The sequence below is a fragment of the Actinoplanes octamycinicus genome (assembly GCF_014205225.1).
Lineage (GTDB): Bacteria > Actinomycetota > Actinomycetes > Mycobacteriales > Micromonosporaceae > Actinoplanes > Actinoplanes octamycinicus.
Window position 1 is genome coordinate 9,198,591 of sequence record NZ_JACHNB010000001.1, and the last position, 18,937, is coordinate 9,217,527.

Here is an 18,937-nt window from a genome sequence, read left to right on the forward strand (position 1 = left end):
TCGATCGAACTGACTCACCTCAGCGTGATCGATACGGAGCCGGTCGTCGCCGGAACAAAACAGAACGGAACGGTGGAGCGCTCCGGGCATCACCGGAGTTCAATTCCCCTTATGACGGAACGCCGGAATCCACCGCGAGACACCGCGCAGCAAGCGTACGCCCGGGAACTGCGCGCCCTCGTCATCGACAGTGGAGATTCCACCTACCGGGGGATCCAGCGAAAGATCAAGGAGTTCGACTACCCGGCCTCGGTGAGCACCGTCTACGAGAAACTGAACGGCAACCGTGAGCTGGACCTGCCGTTCGTCGAGGCGGTCGTCCGGGCTCATCACGCCCTCGCGAAACGGCCCGGGCAGCCTGATCTGGGCCGGTGGCGACGTCGGCACCGACGGGCACAGCAGGAGCAGGCCCTGGAGGTGGAGCCGTCGGCGTGGCTCGGGCCGGCGCCCGACCTCGCGCCCGCCTTCCAGGAGCGCCCGGCGAGCGCGGTCCTGGACACCCTGGTCGCCGACCACGGCCAGGTGGTGCTGACCGGGCCGAGCGGCACCGGCAAGACCCAGCTGGCCCGGTCGGCGATGGCCCGGGCGTGGCGGAAAGGGCTGGTGAACCTCGCCGTCTGGGTGCCCGGGCACACGCACGAGGCGATCGTCGACGGATTCGTGGACGCCTCCCGGGCTCTCGGCCTGCCGGACGGCCATGACCGCGAGGCCACCGCCCGCCGGTTCCGGAACTGGCTGGCCGGCCGGCATGGCTACCGCTGGGTGCTGGCCATCGACGACCTGCAGGACCCCGTACACCTGGCGGACCTGTGGCCGCCCGCCGACGCCGGGTCCACCATCGTCACCACCCAGCGCCGGGACTCCTCGCTCGGAGCGGGCCAGCGGAAGGTCGTCGAGATCGGGGCGTTCGAGCCGGACGAGGCGCTGACGTTCCTGAGTGACCAGCTCGGCGACGAGCCGGGACAGCTGGCGGGCGCCGGGGAACTCGCCGCCGCGCTGGAGAACCATCCCTACTCGCTGGCCCGGGCCGTCACCTTCATCGCCGACTACCGGACCGATTGCTCGGGCTATCTCCGGCAGTTCCGTTCCCGGTCGCTGACCGAGCTCGGCGCCTACAGCGGCGGCGCGTTCACCACCGCGCGCCTGCTCATCGAGCCGGCCGACCGGCTGGCACCGGCCCGGGTGGCGGCGCCGCTGCTGCGCCTGGCCGCCGTGCTCGACCCGCACGGCATCCCGGTGCCGCTCTTCGCGACCGCACCGATCGTGCGTCTCGTCGAGGCGGACCGGGGCGCGCCCACCACCGCGGCGGACACCCTGGACGGGCTGTCCTGCCTGCGGCGGGTGAGCCTCGCCGAGTTCGTCGACGGCGGGCAGCGACTCCGGGTCCACGCGCTGACCCAGCGCGCGGTCCGCGAGGCATCCGCCGAGCGCCTCGGCGACCTGGTGCGCTGCGCCGCGGACGCGCTGGTGGAGTGGTACCGGGCGTGCCCGGCCGAGACCGCGGCGCTGCGCGGCAACGTCACCGCCCTGCTCCGGGTCGCGGCGGTAGCGCTGTGCGGCCCGGACCGCCTGCACTCCGCCGTCTTCGAGGCCGGCAACAGCCTCACCGACGACGGTCTCTACCGGACCGCCCGCGCCTACTGGGAGTTCTTGCTTCCGCTCGCCGTCGAACACCTCGGCGCGGAGCATCAGGACACGCTCACGATCCGCCACAACCTCGCCTGGACGCACGGGCGGCTCGGTGACGCCTCCGGGGCCCGGAAGGAGTTGAGCGCCCTGCTACCCGTCCGGGTCCGGGTTCTCGGCGCCGACCACCCGAACGTGCTCGCCACCCGGGAGGGCATCGCGATCTGGGCCGCGCGCGACGGCGACCATGAGACGGCCGCGGCGCAGCTCACCGTGCTGGTCGCCGACTACCTCCGGACGCTCGGGCCGCATGCCCGGGACACCCTGAACACCCGGGTCGAGCTGGCCGACCAGCGCGGTGAGGCGGAGTCCGCCCAGGTCGCGGCAGACCTGCTCGGCCCACTGCTGGACGAGCTGCGCACGGCGCTCCCGGCGGCGGCCCCGGAGATCCGGCACGCGCACCGGCTGCTGGTGCTCTGGCTGGCCCGGGCCGACCGGGTCATCGAAGCGCTGGACCGGATGAACAACCTGGTCACCGAGTGCCAGGAGCAACTGGGACGGGACCACCTGGACACACTGTGGAACCGCTACCTCGCCGCTGAGCTGCTCCGCGGCGCGGGCCGGACGGAGCGGGCCGACGCCGAGGTCACGGCGCTGACGGCGGACGTGCAGCGGCTGCTCCAGGACGGGCACACCGAGCTGACGGAGATCAGCGACATGCTCGACGCGTGGTGGGTGAGTGGCGTGGGTTGAGGTGGCGGGTGCGGTGTGCGCAAGGTGGAGGCATGCGGACTTCGGTGCGGGTCGCGGCGTACGTCGTGGGGGTGATCGTGCTCGTCGGGGTTGCCCTCGGGGCCAACCGGCTCCTCGGGGCGGACCGGGAGCGGGCGGCGGCGCGGGAGAGCAGCGCGGCCGCCGGCGGGCATGCCGGGCACGACGCGGCCGGCGACCCGCTGCCCGGCGGCCTGCAGATCGTCCAGGGTGGCTATGCGCTGAGCCCGGTCACCACGACGCTCACCCCGGGACGGCGGCAGACCCTCGCGTTCCGGATCGTCGGGCCGGACGACAAGCCGGTCACCCAGTTCACCGGCGACCTGCACCTCATCGTGGTGCGTCGCGACCTCACCGGCTATCAGCACCCGATGCCCGTGATGGCCGCCGACGGCACCTGGTCCGCCACCTTCGTGCCGGGCGCGCCGGGGCAGTACCGGATGGTCGCCGACTTCACCCCGCGGGCCCGCAGCGACAACGTCGTGCTCGGCGCCGACCTGCCCGCGCCGGGCGACTACCAGCCCCGGGAGCTGCCGGCCGCCGCCTGGGAGACGACCGTGGACGGCTACACGGTGACCCGGGCCGGCGATCCCCGGGCCGGCGCCGAGTCGTGGATGACCGTCTCGGTCAGCAAGGCCGGGCAGCCGGTCATCCTGGAGCCCTACCTCGGCGCCTACGGCCACCTGGTCGCGCTGCGCCGGGGCGACCTCGCCTACGTGCACCTGCACCCGCAGGAGGGCGCCGTCGCCGGGCCGGACGTCACGTTCGACGCGCGGGTCCCGTCCGCCGGGGTCTACCGGCTCTTCCTCGGGTTCAAGCACGACGGGACGGTGCACCTCGCCGAGTTCACCGCGACCACCTCGTCCGCGCACGGGCACAACTAGCCGCTGCGATCACCTCGTCGGGATGATGCCCGCCGGCCCGGCCGGACCGATGCTCAGGGGATGACAGCGGGCGGGAACGCGGAATTCGGCAGCCGGGAGCGGCGGCTGGGGATCCTCCTGGCCATGGCGATGTTCGTGCTGGTGGTGGACACCTCGCTGATGAACGTCTCGATCGCCGCGGTGGTCCGCGACCTGGACACCACCACCAGCGGCGTGCAGAGCGCGATCGCCCTGGAGGCGCTGGTCTCGGCCGCCTTCATCCTGATCGGCGGCAAGGTCGGCGACCTGATCGGCCGCAAGCGCGCCTACGTCCTCGGTCTGCTCGGGTACGCCGTCGGCGCGCTGGCGATGACGGTGGCGCAGAACCTGACCGCGATCATCGTCTTCTGGGCGATCATCGGCGGGATCGGCGCATCGCTGCTGCTGCCGGCGATGCAGTCGCTGATCCACGGGAACTTCCAGGGTCCGGCGCAGCGCAAGGTCTACGCCCTGGTCGGGGCGGCCGCCGCGATCGCCGCCGCGGTTGGGCCGCTGCTCGGCGGGTTCATCACCACGTACCTGTCCTGGCGGGTCGGGTTCGGGTTGGAAGTCGTGATCATCGCGGGGGTGCTGTCCGGGATCGGGCTGGTGCGCAACGTGCCGTACACCGGGCCGCGCAGCGTCGACCTGGTCGGTTCAGCGCTGTCCGTGGTCGGCATGGGCGGCATCGTGCTCAGCATCCTGGTCTGGCAGGAGGGCGGCGAGGCGGTGCTCGCGCTGATGGTGCTCGGCGTCGCCGGGCTGGCCGGCCTGGCCTTCTGGCTGGTGCGCCGGGCCCGGGCCGGCAAGCCGCACCTGCTGGATCCGGCGCTGTTCAGGTCGGCGATGTTCAAGGTGGGCATCTCCCAGCAGCTGCTGCAGCAGATCGCCCTGGGCGGCCTGATGATCTCGCTGCCGATCTACCTGCAGATGGTGCTGGAGTACAGCGCCATGGCGGCCGGCCTGTCGCTCGCCCCACTGTCGCTGAGCATGTTCGCGGTGGCCCTGTTCGCCGGGCAGAAGGCCGGCCGGCGGCGCCCGGCGAACATCGTCAGCCTCGGCTTCCTGCTGCTCACCGTCGGGGTGCTGATCCTGATCCCGATCGTGCCGCGGGCCGACTCCGGGTGGACGCTGCTGGTCCCGCTCGCCATCGCCGGCGCCGGCCTCGGCCTGCTGGTGTCGCAGCTCAACGACTACACGCTCGCGCCGATCTCGGAGGAACGGGTGAGCGAGGCCGCCGCGGTGAACTCGGCCGGCGGCTCGTTCGGGTTGTCCTTCGGGCTGGCCTTCGCCGGCGCGGTCATGCTGGCCACGCTCGCCGCCTCGTTCACCGCGGAGGCCGACGCCAGCACCGTCCTTTCCCCCGCCGAGCAGACCCGGGTGGCCCAGGTGCTGGACGAGAACGCCCAGGTGATGACCAACACCCACCTCGCCGAGCTGCTGGTCGGGCAGCCACCCGAGGTGCAGGCCGAGATCCTCCGGATCAACACCACGGCCCGGCCGGTATCGCTGCAGATCGCCCTGCTCATCCCGCTGCTCGCCGCGGTGCTGGGGCTGGTGAACTCGATCCGGATGCGGCGCCTGCCCGACCCCGCGCCGTCCACCTCGGACGGCAGCGTCCTCGGTTGACGGCGGCGGGGCCGGTTCGGTCAGCTCAGTCCAGCACCTCGGTGACGGTGCCGGCGGCGACCGTGCGGTTGCCCTCCCGGACCGCGAAGCCCAGACCCGGCTCCAGAGCCACCGGCTTGCCCAGGTGCACGGTCACCACGTCCAGGGTGTCGCCGGGCATCACCAGGTCCCGGCCGCCCAGGTCCATCCCGCCGGACACGTCGGTGGTGTGGAAGTAGAACTGCGGCCGGTAGTCCGCGGCGAACGGCGTGTGCCGGCCACCCTCGGCCGCGGTCAGCGCGTACATCCGGGCCCGGAACACCCGGTGCGGCCGCACCGACCCGGGCGCCGCCAGCACCTGGCCGCGCTGGACCTGCTCCCGCTTCACGCCGCGGAGCAGCACCGCGGCGTTGTCACCGGCCTGCGCCGGGTCCAGCAGCTTGCCGAACATCTCCAGCCCGGTGGCGACGCTGGACACCGTCGGTCCGAGCCCGACCAGCTCGACCGGCTCGCCGGCGCGCAGCTCGCCGCGCTCCACCTTCCCGGTCACCACGGTGCCCCGGCCGCTGATCGTCAGCACGTTCTCGATCGGCATCAGGAACGGCACGTCCAGCTCGCGCGGCGGCACCGGCACGTAGTCGTCGACCGCGTCGAGCAGCTCGACGATCGAGCCTGCCCAGCGCGGGTCGCCCTGCAGCGCCCGGAGCGCGCTGACCCGCACCACCGGCACCCGGTCGCCCGGGAAGCCGTACTCCGACAGCAGCTCCCGGACCTCCAGCTCGACCAGGTCGAGCAGCTCCGGGTCGTCGACCATGTCGCTCTTGTTCAGCGCGACGACCAGGTACGGCACCCCGACCCGCTGGGCGAGCAGCACGTGCTCGCGGGTCTGCGGCATCGACCCGTCCTGCGCCGACACCACCAGGATCGCCCCGTCCACCTGCGCCGCCCCGGTGATCATGTTCTTCACGTAGTCGGCGTGCCCGGGCATGTCGACGTGCGCGTAGTGGCGGGACTCGGTCTCGTACTCGACGTGCGCGATGGTGATGGTGATGCCGCGGGCCGCCTCCTCCGGCGCCCGGTCGATCCCCTCGAACGCGACATACCGGTTGGAGGCCGGGTCGCGGTCGGCGAGAACCTTGGTGATCGCGGCGGTCAGGGTCGTCTTGCCGTGGTCGACGTGACCCATCGTGCCGATGTTGACGTGCGGCTTCGTACGAAGGAACTGGCTCTTGGCCATGATCTGATCAATCCTCACTGGATGCGAGGCATGGGGTGGAACGCGCGCCGATGCCAGTGGCGCGCGCCAGAACCGCGCACGACGAACCCACCCTTCCCCGGGTTCTGCCACTGCTGGGGAAGGGTCAGATTCGGGTATCCAGGAACGCGCGCACGGGAGCGCCCACCGGGGTGGGGAGCTGACGACCGTACGCGACCATGGGGGAAACCTAGCCCGAAGCGGACCGTGACACGACCGAATAACGACGAGGGCGGCGCTTTCGCGCCGCCCTCGTCCGGGAAAGGGGAACTCAGCCGCCCATGGCCTGCAGGGCCGACTTCGGCATCTCGACGGTCTGCTTCGCCGGCGGCTTGGTGACGGTGACCGGGGTGCCCATGTCCGAGTACGTCGCGACGGTCTCGCCGGCGCCGATCTCGCTCAGGTCGACCGCCATCTTGGTCAGGTAACCGTCGGCGTTGACCTCGGCGGTGAACGGCATCTGCGTGTTCTTGCCGTCCAGCAGCTTGAGCAGCTGCGGGGTGGCGGACGGCGACTTCGCGATGTCCAGGGTGCCCTCGAACTTGCCCTGGCCGGCCTGCTTCACCTCGGTGGCCGACTCCAGCATCTTGGCCGAGTTGCGCGGGTCGTTCTTCTCCAGGCTGAGCGCGCTGTCGGCGGGCATCTTGCTGGCGTCGATGTGCATCCACTTGCCGTTCGCGAAGTTCTTCGCGGCGGCGCCACCGTAGCGGAAGTACAGCTCGGTGCCGACCTGGCGCATGCTGACGTCGCCCAGGCTGCCCATGTCGAGCTTGAGGTCGACCAGCTTCTTCGACGCGTCGAACGAGCCGTCGCCGACGATGCCGCCGAACGACGTCATGTGAATCTTGGCACTGGAGCTGGTCAGCTTGGTCACGCCGGCGAGCAGCGCGGCCTTGGCGTCAGCCGAGTCCGCGGCCGGGGCGGTGGTGGCGGCCGCCGCGGCGCCGGTCGTCCCGCCGCCGGTGGCCGGGGCCGGCTTCTTGTCCCCACAGGCGCCCATCCCGGCGAGGGCCACCAGGGCCACACCCGTGACGGCCAGACGTCGCATCTTCATCGTTCGGTGTCTCCCCGTCGCTAGGCTCGGCCGCCCACCCTAGACGAGTCCGTCAATGCGGTCATCGCCGGGACGGGCGACAACCCACCCCGATCGTCGTCCATGTCCGCCTGCCCGACCCGCCTCCAGGGGCCCACCAACACCGGACCCCGCTTTCGGTACGCCCGCAGCACCCGCCCCGCACCTCCCGCGCAAGGCCCAGCCCGGTCCAGGTCCGCAGCGCGCCACCGCCCCCCGGCTGGCTCCCACGGGTCCCTCCGACGAGCTGAGGGACCCGTGGGAGCCAGCCGGAACCGGCACCGGCACGCCTCTCGCACCCGGCTGGTTCTCCGGGGCCGATCGGGCGCGGTGCGGCGCCGCGGGACTACGAGCGCAGCGTCCGCAAGCGGCGGGCCTCCGCCGGGTCGACGGCCAGCACCGCGGCGAGCAGCTCCTTGGTGTAGGCGTGCCGCGGCTGCTCGTAGACCTCGGCGGTCGGCCCGATCTCGACCACCGTGCCGTCCTTGAGCACCGCGACCCGGTCGGCGATCTGGCGCAGCACGGCCAGGTCGTGCGAGACGAAGACCAGCGACAGCCCCAGCTCCTCGCGCAGCTCCTCGAGCAGGGCGAGCACCTGCGCCTGGGTGGTGACGTCCAGCGACGACACCGGTTCGTCGCAGACGATCAGGCGCGGTGCCGGGGCGATCGCCCGGGCGATGCCGACCCGCTGGCGCATGCCGCCGGAGAGCTGGTGCGGGTACCGGTCGTACTCGCTCGCCGACAGCCCGACCCGGTCCAGCAGGCCCTCGACGCGGGCGCGCGGATCGCGGACCCCGGCAAGCCGTAACGGGTCGGCGATGCTCTCGCCGACCGTGCGGCGCGGGTTGAGCGACGACAGCGGGTCCTGGAAGACCATCTGCACCGACCGCCCCTGCCGCCGCCGGATGTCCGTCCCGTCGAAGGTGATCCGCCCGGAGCTGGGCGCGGTCAGCCCGACCATCATCCGGGCCAGGGTGGTCTTGCCGGTGCCGGACTCCCCGACGATGCCGAGCGTCTCGCCGGCGTGCACGTCCAGGCTCACCCCGTCGACCGCGCGGATCGGCGGCGGCTTGCGGAAGGCGCCACGCCGCGGCTGCGGGAAGTGCTTGCGGACGTCCTGAACGCGCAACAACGGCTCGCCGGGGGTGAAGAGCCGCGACGTGGGCCTGGGCACCGCGTCCAGCAGCGCTCGCGTGTACGGGGCCTCCGGAGCGGACAGCACCGCGGCGGTGCGGCCCTGCTCGACCGCCTTCCCGTGCCGCATCACCACCACCTGCTCGGTCGAGCCGGCCACCACCCCGAGGTCGTGGCTGATCAGCAGCAGCGCCGCGCCGGTGGTGGCCCGCACCTCGTCGAGCAGGTCGAGGATCTGCGCCTGCACGGTCACGTCGAGCGCGGTGGTCGGCTCGTCGGCGACGATCAGCCGGGGCCGGCAGGCGATCGCCATCGCGATCAGCGCCCGCTGCCGCATCCCGCCGGAGAACTGGTGCGGGTACGCCGCCGCCCGCCGGGCCGGGTCGGCGATGTGCACCTGCCCGAGCACCTCGACCGCCCGGTCCCTTGCGGCCTTCCGGGACGCCCCGGTGTGCAGCCGGTACACCTCGGCGATCTGGTCGCCGACGGTGTGGAACGGGCTGAGCGCGGTGAGCGGGTCCTGGAACACCATGGTGATCTGCGAACCGCGGACCGTGGCGGGATCCACCCCGTCGAAATCGATCGTGCCGGACACCGTGCCGCCGCTCAGTCCGAGCAGCGCCAGGGCGGCCGTGCTCTTTCCGGAGCCGGACTCGCCGACGATGCCCAGCGAGCCGCCGGCCGCCAAGGCGAACGACAGCCCGTCGACCGCCCGCTTGTCGCCGAAGGAGATCCGCAGATCCTCCACTGTCAACAGTGTCATCCCTGAGCCTCCGTCGCGATGCCGTTGCGGCCCTCGCCTGCGAGGTCGTTGTCCGGTTCCACCGGCTGCCGTTCGGTGCCGCCGGTCATCGCAGCTGCACCCGGGGGTCGACGGCGGCGTAGAGCAGGTCGGCCGCCGCGTTGGCGACCACGATGATCAGGCCGGTGAGCAGGGTGACCCCGACGACCACCGGCAGGTCGATCTGGTTGACCGCGCCGACCAGCAGCTGACCGATGCCGGGCAGGCCGAACATGGTCTCGGTGAGCACCGCGCTGGTCACGATCGCGGCGACGTCCACCGCGGTCAGCGTGACCAGCGGCAGCAGTGCCCCGCGCAGGGCCCGGCGCCAGAGGATCCGGCGTTCCGGGATCCCGTACGCCCGGGCGGTGCGGATGTGGTCCTCGGCCAGGCTCTCCTGCAGCCCGGCCCGGGTCAGCCGGGCGTACGCCGCGGACTGGATCACCGCGAGCGCGATCCACGGCAGCAGCAGGTTCTGCGCCCAGAGCAGCGGATCGGTGGTGAACGGGACGTAGCTGGGGAACGGCAGCCACTGCAGGTGCACGCAGAAGAGCAGGAGCAGCAGCAGCCCGACCAGGAAGACCGGGACCGCGTAGCCGGCCAGCACCAGGCCGTTGACGATCCGGTCGAGCCAGCGGAACCGGCGGGCGCCGGAGAGCAGGCCGGCGCCGATGCCGACCGCCAGCGACAGGATCTCGGCGCCCAGGGCCAGCGAGAAGGAGACCGGGAGCCGGTCCATCAGCAGCGCGGTGACCGGCTGCGAGGTCTCGAAGGAGTAGCCGAGGCAGGGGGCCGGGCAGTGCCGGACGTCCGGGCCGAGCGAGTAGTCCCGGCCGGCGACGATGCCCTGCAGGTAGTGCCAGTACTGGGTGGCGACCGGGTCGGCCAGGCCCATCGCCTCGCGCACGTCGGCGAGGCGTTCCGGGGTGCAGCCCTTGCCGCAGGCCAGCACGGCCGGGTCGGACGGCGCCAGGTAGAACAGCGCGTAGATCAGGGCGGAGAGGGTGAGCAGGACGAGCACGCCGCCGGCGATCCGCCGCCCGAGGTAGCCGATCATCGCAGCACCTCGCGCTGCCGCGGGTCGAGCACCCGGCGCAGGCCGTTGGCGACCAGCACGAAGGAGAGCAGGGTGAGGAACAGGAGGAGCCCCGGGAGGAAGACGTACATCGGGTCGGCCCGGAACCAGGTGGTCGCGCTGGACAGCATCTGGCCCCAGGACGGGGTGGGCGGGCGCACGCCGACGCCGAGGAAGGAGAGCCCGGCCTCGACCACCATGTTGGTGGGCAGCAGCAGGGCGGCGTAGGTGAGGATCGGGGCGGTCAGGCCGGGCAGGATCTCCCGCCGGGCGACCCGCCACCAGGGCGCGCCGGCCACCTGGGCGGCCGCCACGTAGTCGCGGGTGCGCAGGGTGAGGGTCTCGCCGCGGCTGATCCGGGCGGTGCCGCCCCAGCCGAGCACCGCGATCACCACGGCCAGCAGCAGCGGCCGGGGCCAGTCCTGCGGCACGATGGCGAGCAGCGCGATCGCCATCACCAGCACCGGCACCGACAGCACCAGGTCGATCAGCCGGCTCAGCCCGGCGTCCGCCCAGCGGCCGCCGAGCCCGGCCGCCACCCCGACGGTCACGCCGAGCAGCACCTCGAGGAAGGTGGCGGCGACCGCGACGCCGACCGACACCTGCGCGCCGTGCACCAGCCGGGCGAACAGGTCCCGGCCGGTCCCGGGCTCGACGCCGAGCCAGTGCTCGCCGCTGATCCCGCCGAACGACCCGATCGGCACGCCGCCGCGCGCCGAGTCGAGCAGCGTGTCGTGGTACGTCGTGTAGTCCTGCCCGGCGAGCCCGGCCAGGAGCGGCGCGGTGACCGCGACCAGCACCATGCCGGCCGCGATCACCGCCCCCACGACGAAGCCGCGGTCCCTGCGGAGCTCACGGATCACTTGACCGAGATCCGGGCGATGTCGAGCTGCCCGCGCCAGCCGTCGGCGTACGCGTTCTTGACGTTCTTGCCGTAGAGGTAGACGTCCTTCTCGTAGGTCAGCGGGATGACCAGCGCCAGCTTGCCGATCTTGGCGTCCAGGGCGCCCCAGCGCGCGGCCGCCGCGGCCGGGTCGGTGAGCGCGTTGATCGCGTCGATCTCGGCGTTCACCGCGGGGTCGTTGTACTGCGCCAGGTTGAAGTTGCCGCCCGCGGTGATGATCTGCCGGCCGTCGAAGATCGGGATCAGGAACGGGCCGCCGGACGGCCAGTCCGCGCCCCAGGTGGTGAGCACCAGGCCGGGCTGGGTGGCCGGCTTGCCGATCACGTCCCGGTAGGTCGCGGCGTCGATCGCGTTCAGCTTGACCGTGACGCCGGCCTGCTTGAACGCCTCCTGCACGGCGGCCGCCACCTTCGGGCCGATGCCCTCGCTGTCGTCGTTCTCGTGGGTGACCTCGACGGTCAGATCGGTCAGGCCGGCCTCGGCGAGGACCTGCTTGGCCTTGGCCGGGTCACCGCTCGCGCCGGCCGGGAAGTAGTCGTAGGGCTGCTGACCGAGCGCCTTCTGCGGGGGCAGGAAGGTGGTCGAGGCGCCCTGCACCGCGGAACCGCCGAGCGCGTTGACCACGGAGGTGCGGTTGATCGCGTACGACAGCGCCTCCCGCACCTTGGGGTTGTCGAACGGCGCCTTCTTGGTGTTGAACGCCAGGTAGAGCGTCGACGGGAACTCGCCGCGGGTGACCCGCTTGTCCAGCTCGGAGCCGGTGCCCAGCTGGGCGAGCTGCTCCGGGCCGACGACCGCGTCGGTGGTGACCGCGTTGGCGTCCTGGCCGGCGCCGGTGACCAGGCGCTGGTTGATCACCGCGGCGTCCAGCCCGGAGGTCACCTCGATCCGGTCCGGGCAGGCGTACCGAAGCTCGTCGATCTTGGTCGACCAGTGCTTGTTGCGCACCAGGACCAGCGACTTCTTCGGCTCGTAGGACTCCACCTGGTAGGGGCCGGAGGAGATCGGGTGCTTCTCGTAGTCGACGCCGGAGTCCTTGGCCTTGGGGACCGGCGCGAACTGGGTGGCGGTGGCCAGGAACGGGAAGTCGCCCTCCGGCTTGCGCAGCTTGAAGATGATCGTCTTGTCGTCCGGCGTCTCGATCGACTTGATGCCGTCCGGCTGCTTGTACGGCCCCTGGTAGTCGGCCGCCCCGTCCAGCCAGTCGCGCAGGTAGGGCGCGCCGCCGGGCAGCTCGGGGGCGAACGAGCGCTCGATGCCGTACTTCACGTCCTTCGCGGTGATCGGCGTGCCGTCCTCGAAGAAGATGTCGTCGCGCAGGTGGTAGGTCCAGATCTTGGCGCCGTCGGACGGGGTGCCCAGGTCGGTCGCCAGGTCCGGGGCGGCCTTGGCGCCGGCCTCGCCGGGCTGCCGGTTGCGGGTGGTCAGCGTGCGGAAGAGCAGCGACGGCAGGTTGCCGCCGCCGGAGGTGTAGAGCCGGGCGGGGTCGAGGTGGTTGATGCCACCCTGGTTGAGCACCGTCAGCGTGCCACCCTGGCAGGTCGCCGGGTCGAAGGCCGCGGTGGAGGTGGTGGTGGATCCGTCACCACCACCTCCCTGGCAGCCGGCGAGGAGCACGGTCACGGACAGGACGGCAGGAACCAACTTACGCATGCCCGGTAACCTACCTCACCGATAGGCTTTAAGCACTATCGGTCCGGACATGGTCGAACGACGCGGTCGCCCCGGTCGCGTTCATCGACACCAGCCCGATCCGGTACGGCCCGGTGTGCGGTTGCGTCCACACCCCGGCCCAGGTCCAGGTCACTCCGTCGACACTGGACGCCGCGCGTACCTCGTCCTCGTTGTTCACCTGGTCGAAGTGGTAGCGCAGCCGCAGCCAGGTGGTCCCGGCCGCCGGCCCGCCGAACATCGGCGCGTTGGCCACCGCGGTCCCCCGCTGCCCCTCCTTGCCGAACTCCACCTGGTGGGTCACCTCGCTGGTCCCGGCCAGCGGCAGCACCGAGTGCGCGAGCTTGAAGTACTTGTCGTCGTTCTGGTAGAGCAGCAGCCCGGCCTGCTGGTTGCCGCGCGTCCCGTCGAAGGTCAGCTTGGTCTCCACCGTGAAGTCCCCGGCCGGGGCGTCGCGGAGCAGCACCGACGCGGTGTTGGTCCCGGTGTACAGCTCGGTCGCCTGGGTCGGCCAGACCAGCGCGTCCCCGGTCAGCGTGGTGTCGTTCCGGCCGCGCAGCCAGCTCCACGCCGGGTCGCTCCCGGTGAACTCGTCGGAGTAGGCCGGCAGTTGCGCGCCCGGCTGCGGGTCGGCGAGCCGCTGGGTGACCGGGCGGTAGAGCGGGGTCGCGCCGAGGTTGTCCGCGCCGGCGCCGGCCGCGGTTGCCGCCGCGCCGATCCGGCCGGAGGTCGGGACCGCGCTGGGCAGGGTCAGCGCGACGGTGGCGACCGCGTCCCGCAGCCGGTCCGCGGAGACTTCCACGGTCAGCTTCCGGCCGCGCCGCTCGGCGGCCACGGTGTGCCAGGTGCCGTAGGAGAAGCCGGCCGGCAGGGCCGCGGTCGTGTCAGTGCGCTTCCCCTGGACGGTCACCGCCACGTCCAGCCGCCGCGTCGCCTGGTCCAGCCACGCGACCACGTGGTTTCGCGGGTCGGTGTAGGAGATGACCAGCCCGGCCCCGGAGCGGACGTCACCCTCCACCCGTACGTCGCCGGAAGCGGCCTTGGTGCTCAGCGAGAAGGACGCCTTCGGCGCGGACAGATACTCGCCGGAGTCCGGATCGGTGGCGACCGGCCAGGTCTTGTCCCAGCCGGTGCCCCGGTGCACGGTTGGCGTGCTGACCGGCGCGGGTTGCGCCGTGTCGGACGCCCCGGCGCCGGCCCGGACCACCGGCCAGCCGCCGATCCAGTCCAGGCGGTCGATCATCAGCGGCCGCCGGGTGAGGTTCAGGGTGGCCCCGTTCGCGCCGGTGACCGGCGGGAAGTCCGGGTCGCCGGCCGGGATCGCGTGGTAGACCAGCCAGTCCTGCCCGGCCAGGTCGGTGGCGAGCGCGTTGTGCCCGGGCCCGATCCAGCGGTTCCCGCTGGCCGCCAGCACGATGCCGTCCTTGCTGGTCAGCGCCATCAGGTCGAGGCCGCTCGGGGTGACGAACGGTCCGCGCGGGCTGGTCGACCGGCCCACCTTGACGGTGTAGCCGCTGAACGCCCCGTCGCAGCAGCCGGCGTCGGAGAAGAACAGGTAGTACCAGCCGTCGCGGCGCACCACGAACGACCCCTCGGCCCGCCGGCCCCGGCCCACCTGGGTGACCGCGCCGACCCGGCCCAGGCCGTCCGCGGTCAGCTGCTGCACGCAGAGCGTGTCGTAGCTGCCCCAGTACAGGTAGTGGGTCCCGTCGGTGTCGGTGAACAGCGCCTGGTCGATGGTGCCGGTCGGGCAGCCGCTGTCGGACGGCCGGACCAGCAGCCCGCGGTCGGTCCACGGCCCCACCGGGGTCGCGCCGGTGAGCAGCGCGATGCCGCCGTTGGAGAGCGCATAGGTCAGGTGGTAGCGGCCATCCAGGTAGCGGATGTCCGGCGCCCAGGCCCGCGTGCTCGCCGCCCAGTAGGCGGGTGTGACGGTGATCGCGTCCGCCGCATACGTCCAGTGGACGAGATCGGGCGACGACAGGATCGGCAGGATGTGCTCGCCGGTCTCGCCCCGGCTGTGGAAGATCGGGTTGGTGGTGCCGTAGGCGTACCAGGTCCCGTCCTTGCCGCGGATCACCGCCGGATCCGGGAAGGTGTCCACGGTCCCGGCGCTGACCGGGTTGGTGTAGGTGGCGGGGGCGGCGGCGGCCCGCGCTCGGGCAGGCGTCGTCAGCCCGGCCAGCAGCGTCACCGCGACCGCCAGGCAAGCGCGTAATTTCATACCGGGAAGCTAGGACTGGGGCAATTTTTCCAGCAACAACCCGGCATATTCACATCCGTTACACCTGATCCGGGGCGGTCATCGGCTGCGAGACGTCCCAGTGCTCGACGATCAGGTCGTCCGCGAAGCGCCACACGTCGACCACCGCCTCGCCGAGACCGCCCTCCGGCGGGATCAGCTGGTAGTGGGCCACCACGAAGATGTCGTCGGCGATCACCCGCTTGAGGTCGATCGTGGAGTTGACCAGCGGGCCGCTCTTGGTGAACTCGATCCACGCGTCCTTGTCCCGCGGGCTCGACGGGTCGTGGTTGACGAAGTCCGCGCCGATCACCTCGTTCAGCACGTCGAGGTCACCGGCGGCGAACCGGCCGAACGCGTCCAGGAAGATGTCCTTGATGCTCATGCCGGAACCATGGCATCGCCGCGGCCGGCCCGTCGATTACCCCAGCGGTAACCACCGCCCATAGCACCGGGCCCGGACCGCGCGCGGCAGAATCGGACATTTCTGCCCGGAAAGCCGGTCCGGTGATGCGCTGATCGGACAAATGGCGGGTACCCGTGAGCGGGTCGAGTGCCGATATCACGGAATCCGGACCTGCCGAAACGTACGTTTCCTCTCGGCGCCCGGCCATTTTCCGGGCGCCTTTCCCATTCACTTTCCGCTGTCGGAGGACATCGATGCTGAGCACGATCACCGCGGGCGCCCTGCTGCTCTCCACACTGGGCGGGACGCCCGCCCCGCCACCGCTGGACAAGATGGTCATCGACGTGGTCGCGACGAACGGCTCCGGCTGTCCGGACAAGACCGCCAAGGTGCAGGTGTCGCCGGACAACACCGCGTTCACCGTGACGTACAGCGACTTCGTCGCCCAGGTCGGCCCGGACGCCGGGCCCACCGACTTCCGGAAGAACTGCCAGATGGCCCTCAACGTGCACGTGCCGCAGGGATACACCTACGCGGTGGCCGGCGCCGACTACCGCGGCTTCGGTCATCTGGAGGCCGGCGCGACCGGCTCGGAGACCGCGTTCTACTACTTCCAGGGCGAGTCGCACACCACCCGGATCCGGCACGACTTCAAGGGCTGGATGGACACCGACTGGCAGCACACCGACCGCGTCGAGGTCGGCTCGCTCTCCTTCCTCCCCTGCGGCGAGCAGCGCTACCTGAACGTCAACACCGAGCTGCGGGTGAACGCCGGCACCTCGTCCCGCAAGACCACCAGCTTCCTCACCATGGACTCCACCGACGCCAGCCTGCAGACCGTCTACCACGTCTCCTGGCTCAAGTGCTGACCCCCGCACCGAGCAACCCATAACCTTCACGATCAAAACCGGGATCTCGTACGACTTGTCGTTCCCGGCCTGGACAGCACGCAAGGCCGCACCACCCCGGACCGCCACGCGTGTCATGCGGATCCGCCGCTGCCCACGGTCGCCGCGGAGGTCCCGCCGCCCGGCCCGCGGCGCGAGGTCCGCCGTGCCACCGGACCGCGACGCGCCTCGCGGCCGCTCGGCTGGGCGTCAGGGGTGTCTCGGGGTACCCGAGACACCCCTGACTACCAGCCGGACCACCGCAAGACGCGCCACGGGCCGGGCCGACCGCTAACAGACGGCGACCAGTACTTGACATTCACTAGTACTGGGTCAAGCATAGAAGTGTGACCGAGAGCCATGACCCGCAACTCCTCAAGGGCGTGCTGTCGCTCCTGCTGCTGCACCTGCTCGCCGAGCGGGAGTCGTATGGCTACGAGGTGGTGCAGCGCCTGCAGGCGGCCGGGTTCACGGACGTGCTGGAGGGCAGCGTCTATCCGGCGCTGAACCGGTTGCAGCGCGACGGCCTGCTCGGCACCCGGCTGGTGCCGTCGCCGAACGGGCCGGCCCGCAAGTACTACCGGCTGTCCGAGCCGGGCCGGCGGGCGCTCGCCGAGTCCACCGCCGCCTGGGCCCGGCACGTCGCCGGCGTCGAGGCGGTGCTTTCCCGGCCGCTCAGCGAGGCCGCCGGCCACGAGGGAGGACACTGACCGTGACGATCGGATGGTTCGACCGGCTGCGCATCGAGCGCCTGGTCTGGATGCTCGACCAGCAGCTCTACGACCTGCCCCGCGCCCAGCGGATCGCCACCCGGCGGGAGGTCCGGGCCAACCTCGTCGAGGCGAGCGCGGACGTCGGCACGACGGAGGCGTTGCGCCGGATCGGTGGCAGCCGCGGGCTCGCCGAGCAGTATCTGCGGGCCGAGTTCGGCGACCGTCCCCGGCACTCGTGGATCGGCGCGGTGTTCGCCGCCGGGCTCCTTCCGCTGCTGCTGAACTTCGTGCTCAGCGAGGCGGCACGGGCCTTCCAGGACGGGGTCGTCGCCGCGCACGGCGCCGGCACGTTCACCTGGTCCGGGGTGGCCGGGCTGCAGACCGCGCTGACCGTCACGGTCACCGGCGACGGCCTGGTGAGCCGCTCCGGCGGCGGGTGGACCCCGCTCGCCTACGTGCTGTGGGCCCTGGCGGTGATCGCTTTCGGGCGTCTCTGGCGACTGCGGTTCCGTTCTTCTCATGTCGCCGCGACCTCGACCGACAAGTGACCCCGAGCGATTCTCCGGGCCGTGGCGGCGGTCCGGAGAGCAGCTGACCAGCGTCCCCACGACGGACCCCGGCGGCCCGGAGAGCAGCCTGACCAGCGTCCCCACGACGGACCCCGGCGGCCCGGCGAACAGCAACCGGCGAGCACCTTTCCGGGCACCGCCGTGACAACTCCGTCCCTGGAATCTCTTACCCATGCCCGGCGGGCAACACCGCTGGACAACTCGGGGGAGATTCCACGTGATGCGCTCGACGCTGCGCAAGACCGTTCTGACGCTGACCGCTCTCGCTGCCGGCCTCGGCATCGCGACGGCCGCGCCGGCTTCGGCCCAGGCCGCGCCGACCACCGCCGGTGCCACCGGCAAGACCTGCGTGACCGGCGCCAAGCTGGTCCCGTCCTGCGGCGTGCTGTGGGGCGCCGCGGCCGGCGGCTTCACCGGCAAGCCGCGCGACGCGGAGCACAAGGCCTGGGAGAAGCTCTCCGGCCGGACCGCGACGATCTTCCACACGTACCACAAGGGTGACGAGAAGTTCCCGACCGACGCCGAGATCGCGATGGCCCGGGACAAGGCGCACCCCCGGGTGCTGCTCCTGAACTGGCGCGTCGAGTACGGCTCGACCTGGGCGAACGTCGCCGCCGGCAAGATGGACAAGCGGATCGACGCGTTCGCCGACCGGCTGAAGAGCAAGTTCACCGACAAGTTCTTCCTGGTGCTCAACCACGAGCCGGAGGACGACGTCCGCACCGACGCGAAGCTGGGCATGACCGCGAAGGACTTCGCCGCGTCGTACCGGCACGTGATCCAGCGGCTGCGCAGCAAGGGCGTGACCAACGCGGTCAGCGTGATCGCCTACATGGGCAACGAGAAGTGGATGGGTCAGTCCTGGTGGAAGGACCTGTACCCGGGCAACGACGTGGTCGACTGGATCGGCCTGGACTCCTACGTCAGCGCCGAGAAGAACTACTACCACGCGGGGGTCTTCAAGGACCTGCTGGACCGTAAGGCCAAGGGCGGCGTCGGCTTCTACGACTGGGCGGTCAAGAACCACCCGGCCAAGCCGATCATGGTCGCCGAGTGGGGCGCCTACCACCGGGTCGGCACGGTCGTCGACAAGGCCGCGCAGTTCACCAGCGTCCTGCCGGAGCTGGCCAAGCGCCCGGCGATCAAGGCGATCGTCTACTTCGACACCAAGAAGGACCTGTTCGGCGACCGCGACATCAGCATCGACAGCACGCCGGCCAGCCTCGCGGCGTTCCGCAAGCTGGCCGCGAACCCGCTGTTCAACGTCACGGTCCGCTGATCCACCGAGCCGCCCGGCATGCTGCCGGGCGGCTCGTTCGCT

15 protein-coding genes are annotated in these 18,937 nt (G+C 71.7%); 7 read left to right on the forward strand and 8 right to left on the reverse strand.

Annotated elements, in window-relative coordinates; genetic code table 11:
* Positions 1 to 111: 111 nt before the first annotated feature.
* From BJY16_RS41605 to BJY16_RS41615, 3 genes are read left to right on the forward strand one after another with little or no spacing between them, the layout of a single operon-like run.
* Positions 112 to 2,379 carry a tetratricopeptide repeat protein gene (locus tag BJY16_RS41605; protein WP_185045087.1) on the forward strand — a complete coding sequence of 756 codons (2,268 nt, stop codon included), beginning with the start codon at positions 112 to 114 and terminating at the stop codon, positions 2,377 to 2,379.
* A gap of 32 nt (positions 2,380 to 2,411) precedes the next feature.
* A complete protein-coding gene (locus BJY16_RS41610; RefSeq protein ID WP_185045089.1) occupies positions 2,412 to 3,281 on the forward strand; it encodes a DUF8832 domain-containing protein in 870 nt (289 codons plus the stop codon).
* Positions 3,282 to 3,341: 60 nt separating this feature from the next.
* A complete protein-coding gene (locus tag BJY16_RS41615; protein WP_185045091.1) occupies positions 3,342 to 4,928 on the forward strand; it encodes an MFS transporter in 1,587 nt (528 codons plus the stop codon).
* Between the two features lie 25 nt (positions 4,929 to 4,953).
* Here the strand turns inward: BJY16_RS41615 and tuf are convergent, their stop codons facing one another.
* The 8 genes from tuf to BJY16_RS41655 form a co-directional block, all read right to left on the reverse strand.
* Positions 4,954 to 6,144: an elongation factor Tu gene (gene tuf, locus BJY16_RS41620; protein ID WP_185045092.1), complete on the reverse strand. Its 1,191-nt coding sequence runs from the start codon at positions 6,142 to 6,144 to the stop codon at positions 4,954 to 4,956.
* 289 nt (positions 6,145 to 6,433) lie between these two features.
* Complete coding sequence (locus BJY16_RS41625) at positions 6,434 to 7,216, reverse strand: SCO4651 family lipoprotein (protein ID WP_185045094.1); 783 nt, start codon at positions 7,214 to 7,216, stop codon at positions 6,434 to 6,436.
* 364 nt (positions 7,217 to 7,580) lie between these two features.
* The gene (locus tag BJY16_RS41630) at positions 7,581 to 9,131 is read right to left on the reverse strand and encodes a dipeptide ABC transporter ATP-binding protein (RefSeq protein WP_185045096.1); all 1,551 of its coding nucleotides are present in this window, start codon (positions 9,129 to 9,131) and stop codon (positions 7,581 to 7,583) included.
* Positions 9,132 to 9,216: 85 nt separating this feature from the next.
* Positions 9,217 to 10,206 carry an ABC transporter permease gene (locus BJY16_RS41635; protein WP_185045098.1) on the reverse strand — a complete coding sequence of 330 codons (990 nt, stop codon included), beginning with the start codon at positions 10,204 to 10,206 and terminating at the stop codon, positions 9,217 to 9,219.
* The gene (locus BJY16_RS41640) at positions 10,203 to 11,087 is read right to left on the reverse strand and encodes an ABC transporter permease (RefSeq protein WP_185045100.1); all 885 of its coding nucleotides are present in this window, start codon (positions 11,085 to 11,087) and stop codon (positions 10,203 to 10,205) included. The genes BJY16_RS41635 and BJY16_RS41640 overlap by 4 nt, the downstream gene beginning before the upstream one ends.
* The gene (locus tag BJY16_RS41645; protein WP_185045102.1) at positions 11,084 to 12,781 is read right to left on the reverse strand and encodes an ABC transporter substrate-binding protein; all 1,698 of its coding nucleotides are present in this window, start codon (positions 12,779 to 12,781) and stop codon (positions 11,084 to 11,086) included. Before BJY16_RS41645 ends, BJY16_RS41640 begins: the two co-directional genes overlap by 4 nt.
* A 28-nt stretch (positions 12,782 to 12,809) precedes the next feature.
* Positions 12,810 to 15,023, reverse strand: a complete 2,214-nt coding sequence (locus BJY16_RS41650; protein ID WP_185045104.1) for a glycoside hydrolase family 43 protein — start codon at positions 15,021 to 15,023, stop codon at positions 12,810 to 12,812.
* A gap of 58 nt (positions 15,024 to 15,081) precedes the next feature.
* On the reverse strand, positions 15,082 to 15,426 hold the full coding sequence (locus BJY16_RS41655; RefSeq protein WP_185045106.1) for a nuclear transport factor 2 family protein: 345 nt from the start codon (positions 15,424 to 15,426) through the stop codon (positions 15,082 to 15,084).
* Between the two features lie 275 nt (positions 15,427 to 15,701).
* Here BJY16_RS41655 and BJY16_RS41660 point away from each other — a divergent pair, with 275 nt between their 5' ends.
* The 4 genes from BJY16_RS41660 (at position 15,702) to BJY16_RS41675 (ending at position 18,895) form a co-directional block, all read left to right on the forward strand.
* Entirely contained in the window at positions 15,702 to 16,316 is a 615-nt protein-coding gene (locus BJY16_RS41660; RefSeq protein WP_185045108.1) for a DUF4360 domain-containing protein, read from the forward strand.
* Between the two features lie 365 nt (positions 16,317 to 16,681).
* Entirely contained in the window at positions 16,682 to 17,044 is a 363-nt protein-coding gene (locus BJY16_RS41665) for a PadR family transcriptional regulator (protein WP_185045110.1), read from the forward strand.
* 2 nt (positions 17,045 to 17,046) lie between these two features.
* Positions 17,047 to 17,595: a hypothetical protein gene (locus BJY16_RS41670; protein WP_185045112.1), complete on the forward strand. Its 549-nt coding sequence runs from the start codon at positions 17,047 to 17,049 to the stop codon at positions 17,593 to 17,595.
* Positions 17,596 to 17,836: 241 nt separating this feature from the next.
* Entirely contained in the window at positions 17,837 to 18,895 is a 1,059-nt protein-coding gene (locus BJY16_RS41675; RefSeq protein WP_185045114.1) for a glycoside hydrolase family 26 protein, read from the forward strand.
* Positions 18,896 to 18,937: the final 42 nt, after the last annotated feature.

What these genes read in the sequence shown, in the direction of transcription:
- BJY16_RS41635 (WP_185045098.1), bottom strand. Translation starts at nt 10,206, where the DNA reads ATGATCGGCTACCTCGGGCGGCGGATCGCCGGCGGCGTGCTCGTCCTG.
- BJY16_RS41660 (WP_185045108.1), top strand. Translation starts at nt 15,702, where the DNA reads ATGCTGAGCACGATCACCGCGGGCGCCCTGCTGCTCTCCACACTGGGC.
- BJY16_RS41615 (WP_185045091.1), top strand. Translation starts at nt 3,342, where the DNA reads ATGACAGCGGGCGGGAACGCGGAATTCGGCAGCCGGGAGCGGCGGCTG.
- BJY16_RS41675 (WP_185045114.1), top strand. Translation starts at nt 17,837, where the DNA reads ATGCGCTCGACGCTGCGCAAGACCGTTCTGACGCTGACCGCTCTCGCT.
- BJY16_RS41645 (WP_185045102.1), bottom strand. Translation starts at nt 12,781, where the DNA reads ATGCGTAAGTTGGTTCCTGCCGTCCTGTCCGTGACCGTGCTCCTCGCC.
- BJY16_RS41625 (WP_185045094.1), bottom strand. Translation starts at nt 7,216, where the DNA reads ATGAAGATGCGACGTCTGGCCGTCACGGGTGTGGCCCTGGTGGCCCTC.
- tuf (WP_185045092.1), bottom strand. Translation starts at nt 6,144, where the DNA reads ATGGCCAAGAGCCAGTTCCTTCGTACGAAGCCGCACGTCAACATCGGC.
- BJY16_RS41650 (WP_185045104.1), bottom strand. Translation starts at nt 15,023, where the DNA reads ATGAAATTACGCGCTTGCCTGGCGGTCGCGGTGACGCTGCTGGCCGGG.
- BJY16_RS41630 (WP_185045096.1), bottom strand. Translation starts at nt 9,131, where the DNA reads ATGACACTGTTGACAGTGGAGGATCTGCGGATCTCCTTCGGCGACAAG.
- BJY16_RS41610 (WP_185045089.1), top strand. Translation starts at nt 2,412, where the DNA reads ATGCGGACTTCGGTGCGGGTCGCGGCGTACGTCGTGGGGGTGATCGTG.
- BJY16_RS41605 (WP_185045087.1), top strand. Translation starts at nt 112, where the DNA reads ATGACGGAACGCCGGAATCCACCGCGAGACACCGCGCAGCAAGCGTAC.
- BJY16_RS41655 (WP_185045106.1), bottom strand. Translation starts at nt 15,426, where the DNA reads ATGAGCATCAAGGACATCTTCCTGGACGCGTTCGGCCGGTTCGCCGCC.